We start from the raw sequence: 5829 nt of genomic DNA on the forward strand, positions 1-5829 counted from the left end.
ATGTAGCGTACCTAACTCATCAATTGGCCAATGGATAGTGACATTGGCTTTGCCGCGCAATAAACGGGTGAAGGCCAATAAAAACTTACATAAAATAAGGTAAGCCATACCATGACTTGAAGACTCGTTTAACTGACGGTCGGTACGAATAATTAAGTCGCTGTTACCTTCTTTTAAACGCAGTTCGATTTCTAACAGTTTCGCAATACCGCCGGTTAATGCTGCACGGCCAATAATGTCTAATGCACGGCGCATTGAGTTAGTGTAATGCTCGTCCGGTAGTTGGCTGAAACCATCTGCTTTCCACGCTTTAAAGGCCTTAACAAACACTTCAAGTTCAGGCCAAAACTCCAGTTCGCTGATGCGAGAGCGAATTCGCACAGCCGACTCTGATACTCCCTCGAGGAATAATTCTTCACCCACTTCACGAGTAATACGCGCGCTTTGGCTGGCAATACGGCGGTCAATATCGGTTAACACGTCATAGAATGCGGTTAAGTCGATACCAAAAATACGCCCTTGTTCGCGGATCGCCATTAACGATTGCGGCACCATCACATTCAATAACTGCTCAAGCTGTGGGACTAACTTGCGATAGTCGAGTAGACGAATACCTTTGTCGTTAACAAAGCTAGACTCATCACGGGCCCGCTCCCAAAATTCGGCCAAACTTGAACCTGATTTACTGGCAATGACCGAGTCAAAGTGTTCAACATATTGCTTAACAGAACCCATTAAGTAGTCACGTTTTAGCAATAAATCTTCGCCTTGGCGCAAACGCTCGCCAATGCTGCCGCTCGCTTCATCATTATTAGCCGGCAATTTGAGTTCTGCTAACTTGCGCATCACTGCGCGCAGCTTAGTAAGGTTTTCAGACGCCTCTACTTGGGCGGCATCACAGGCTTTACGATCGGTTTCTAAGCTGTTTCGGCGCTGTTTAATTTCGGCCGTTTTCGCTTTTAGCAGTTGTTCCAATTCCAGCGTAGCACGCTTAACATCGGCTAATTGAGTTTGTACTTTAGGCTTTCGAACGAGCCAGGTATGTTGATACCAATCATCAAAACGCAACACATCACTGCGGCGTTGTTCAGCATTACTGATGCTAGCTTCAAGATCGCGGATCTGCTGTTTAAGCGCCAAAATGGTACCTTCATCAACACCACGCGACTTAAGCTCATTTTTATACCAGGTTTCACCGGCTTTTTGTTCGGTTTTAGCATTGGCACGGCGTTGTTCAATATTGGCTTTAATCTGGCCTAATTGATTATCAATGGCGCCGACCACTTCTTGCCAATAGGCATTTTTTTCCATGCGCGCTTCAAGCGCCTGCTCTTTTTGCTCGCTTAACCAATCATGATGCTGATTGTTGAGCTGTTTAAGCTCGTTATCAAGTTGCACTAATCTTTTGCTCGAATCGGCTTTACGATCTGCAACCGCTTGATTGATTTTTTGTTGTTCGTTACGCTTTTCATCAAATAGGCGGCGTAAATCTTCACGGCTATTTTTGTACGCTGTACGGGCAAATGTCAGTTCGCGGGTGATGCTATCAAGCGCCGTATTCATAGCAACCAGTTGATCTTCCGCTTCGGCATGCATTTCTTGCGCACTTTTTAGTGCCTCTTCTGCTTTGGCTAAACGAATACGTAAATCTTGCTCTGTAGCGGCATACTCCGGTACATCAATGGCTTTAAGATCGAGGTTAACCCCAAATAATGCTTCACTGCTGTCTTTGGTTAGGCTTGGGTGTAGATCGCTGCGATGCAACAACTCTGGCGCGATAACCTTACCAAAGGTGTGCTCCCAACCGTGGGCCTCTTTACGCAAAAACTCCAACAAGGTATGCGACTGCGGGAACAACATATGATGCAGTTCTTCTTTGGCATTTTCTCTGTCGCTAACACGAATACTGGATATACGCAGAGCCTCATTCGCTTGGTCGCGTTTGGCCCGTTGTTTACGTTCTTCTGTGGTTAAGCGGTCTACCTTTTGGTTACAGGTTTCTTGCTCTTCATCGGCCAGACTTATACGCTCATCGAAAATCGCTAAGCGCATTTTTTCATCTTCGGTGTAAGTCACCCCATCAACTTGATGTTTGAGTTCAGCTGCGGTTAATTTAAGTTGGTATTCTTGCTCGCTAAATTTGGCTTTACCAGCATCAGTTTGTTCACGCCATTGCAGCTCTAACTTTGCAAGGTCGTCATTGGCAAGCTCACGTTGCTTATCACGCATTTCGCGTTGGGTGTCTTGTTCAAGATGTAATACTTCAAGTTCGCGATGCAATTGCTCAGCAATTTTGCTACGGCGGGCATTAAAGGCGGCTTCAATATCTTGGTGTTTTTCGGTTTGTAGTTTATGACGCTCATTGAGGTTTTCAACATCACTACGCCAATTAGGCAGATTATCTAAATCAGCTTTGGCTTGTTCAATGTCGGCATCTAAAAAGGCAGCATGCTGGTCTTCAATGGCATTAAGTTCATCTTCAAATTTGCCAGTGTCACCTTTAGCTGCAGATAATTCCTGGTTTAACTCATCACGAACATCTTTCCACTCATCATCTAATAAGCGCAACTTGAGGTTTAGTTCTTTGCCGTGGGTTTGATTACGGTCTTGGCGTTCAGCTTCTAAGGTTTCGTCGGCGCGATAACCGCGCGATAAACTGGCTAAGCGTAACTCTGCACTTAATAACTGATTAAATTCTTGTTCGAGCTTTTCGTATTCTGGACGAATTTGCTCAAAACCTTGCACCAGCTGACTTTCACGGATCCACGTTTCTACTCGTTGCGGATTCAGTCTAGACGTCGGTGGGTTTACCCCATCTTCTTCTAAAATGGCTGCGATCATTGATTTAACCGTTTCCATTTTGCCCTCTTTCGAGTGCACTGCTTTGGCGAGTTTTTCGATATGACGCAAGCTATGTTCACCGTCACACAACGAGAACTGACGCGCGTAAGTCCGCAGCTCATTGCGGTTACTGCCGGTATTTAATAAGCTACGATCGTTCTGGATGATCGCTCGAAACTCTCGAGTGTTTAACAAGTTTGTATGGGCTACGCCATCACGTTTTACTTCACGGCCCAACTCTGCCATTGAATGACAAATGATGGTGTCGCCATTACGCGACTTAATATAATGGTCTAACTCAAAAGCACGGCCAATAAAGCGGTAATTTACCCCTTTACCATCACCCGCTGATGCTAGAACAGCTTGATAAAGTAAACCATCATCTTTTTGATATTCATAGATAATGTAGCTTGAGTCATGGGGTAAATACCACCGTTCGAAACTGTCACGCGTTGACGGCACAACACGGCTAGGATACTCGCCATAAAATACCGGCACTAACCGTTGTAAGGTTGTTTTACCAGAGGCATTGGTACCACAAATATTGGTGTGACCATTTAATAACAGTTCGACCACACCTGGTAGGTGGGTATTAATTAACACGATTCTAATCAAGCTTGGCATGATAATCCTTTTCCAAACAGCTCACATTGCAGTGACAAAGAAGCAAAATACGGATGAAAAAATAACGTCTATTTATTCAATTTAAATAAAGTAAAACAAACGCAGGCTGGAGGCAATTTTCCCCCACAAAAATTGGCTTTATAATACGCTAAATAATTCAAAAATGGCGGCTAACAATGCAGCAAACAGCCAGAAACTGTTTATAGGCAACATATGTCGTCAGGCTGTGGGAACAAACACTGCGGAGCAGAAGGCTTTTTGGTGCGGGATAAAATAAAAAACGCACAGATTTCTCTGTGCGTTTTTTTATCGTGTACCACTCACATTTGGATCTGAATTGTCAGCAATATTACAATTTAAACTGTGAGGTAGCGTGGTTAAGCTCATTAGCAAAACCGTCTAACCCTTCTGAAATGCCCTGCACTTCGGCAAGAATTCCCAGTGTTTGTTCAAACGATGCATTCATTTCAACCACATTATTCGCCACATGTGCAGCAACCAAAGATTGTTGTTCAGTGGCTGAAGCAATATGAGTATTCATACTATTAATACTGACAATTTTAGATTGAATTGAGCTTAATACCTCGCCGGTATCTTTGGCATAACGCTCGTTTTCAGATGATTTAGTAATCGCTACATCCATGGTACTCACCGATGATTCAGCGGCAATTTTAAGCTTTTCTAATACGCCACGGATTTCTTTAGTTGCGTCTGCCGTTTTAGATGCCAGTGCGCGAACTTCATCCGCTACAACAGCAAAACCTCGCCCATGCTCACCCGCTCTAGCAGCTTCAATAGCGGCATTTAACGCCAATAAGTTTGTTTGATCTGCAATAGAGGTAATCACGTTCAAAATGGAGCCAACACTTTCGGTGTCTTTAGCTAACTCATGAATGGAGTTTGATGCCAGCTCAATACCAGAGTTAAGTTCTTGAGAAATTCTCACAGTACGCTGCACTACCGCTAAACCTTCTGTCGCTTCTCGTTCGGCAACTTGCGCCGCTTCAGCTGCTTGTTGTGCGCTATGTGAAATGTCATTCACCGAATGGCGCATTTCTTCCATCGACATATGCACGGCTTTAGCATCGTGGCTTTGTTGCTTGGTTGCCTTAGTCGCTACAGCCATACGTTCTTTTAACGATGACGCACTGTCTAATAATGGACTGGTAACACTGACTACACTTTGAATAGAGTCAGCTAACAAACGTAAAAAACGGTTAAAGTTACTCGATACTTGCCCTAGCTCATCAGTGCCTGCAACCGTCAGTTGGTGGCGTAAGTTACCTTTACCATCTGCTAATTCACCCAATGAGTTTGCCACATCGCCAGCAGAACCACTGATTGCGCGAGCAATAGAAATGGTGGCTAGTGCCATAAACACCAATAACGCGATACCGATGCTAAACGAAAGATATAAACTTTGTTCTGAACGATCGCCAGCTTCTTTAATAGTAGAGCTAAACTCATCCACTTTATCGGCTTTATATACTGTTATCCCGTTGGTCAGTTTATCGAAAATCTTGGCTTTTTTCTGGCTTATTTGTCCCACATCAGCCATATCGATCGTGCCATCGAGCATGCCTCTTGCCAATGAAAGTGTCATGGTATTGTATTCATTGAGGCCGTTAGATAATTGCGATAAAGCCGCTGCCTGTTTCTGATCGATGGTTGATAAGTTGGTTAAATTATCGTTAAGTGACGTGAACGTTTTATTGGCGTTCTCAAGTAAATCTTCATCTGCAAATGATACCGCTTGAGTATATAACTCATCTAAACGTTGTACATAAATGACGTTTTGGTTTGCGAGTTCAACACGTTGTGCCACCTTGGTTTCCATGAAAGACAATGTGTCACGATTTTTATTAATCGCAACGGTGCTAATGCCAAGGTTAACGGCAAAAATAATAACCGATAAAACAAAAATCAATCCAACCTTTTTAAAGATTGACATGTTACTAAACCAATTCATATTCCGCCCCCAAGCGATAATCAAATGAACATAAAACAAACGTAGAGCTTATCAATACAGCTACTGAGATATTGCTATTGAGAACTGTGATGCCGAGTCTCAATCCTTGAGGTTGTTTATTGTGTTGCAACGGATACCGCTTAACATCAATCTTTAGTCAATTCACTATAGCTGATAGTATTTTATTGTTATAAAAATACTTTCTGATGAGATAAAGCTCATGTGTAAATGACTATCTATGTATCTATGTATCTTTCTATGTAAGTGTATATAACCTGAACTCGGGATAAAAAATTGAACTAATCGCCCTCTTCGTGATCAGATCTTTCGACCAAGAAGGAACCAATCACGCAGAGGGCTTATGAATAATTTAGTGGATATATTTTGTGATGTCG

2 protein-coding genes are annotated in these 5829 nt (G+C 43.1%); both read right to left on the minus strand.

The features are described 5' to 3' along the window. Window positions 1-3465, minus strand: a 3465-nt coding sequence (locus tag H5202_RS17175; RefSeq protein ID WP_182773152.1) for an ATP-binding protein, incomplete at its 3' end; no start/stop codon positions are given. 349 nt (window positions 3466-3814) lie between these two features. Further along, the gene (locus tag H5202_RS17180; protein WP_182773153.1) at window positions 3815-5434 is read right to left on the minus strand and encodes a methyl-accepting chemotaxis protein; all 1620 of its coding nucleotides are present in this window, start codon (window positions 5432-5434) and stop codon (window positions 3815-3817) included. Between the last annotated feature and the right edge of the window lie 395 nt (window positions 5435-5829).

Source organism: Shewanella sp. SG41-4 (assembly GCF_014164505.1).
Classification (GTDB): domain Bacteria; phylum Pseudomonadota; class Gammaproteobacteria; order Enterobacterales; family Shewanellaceae; genus Shewanella.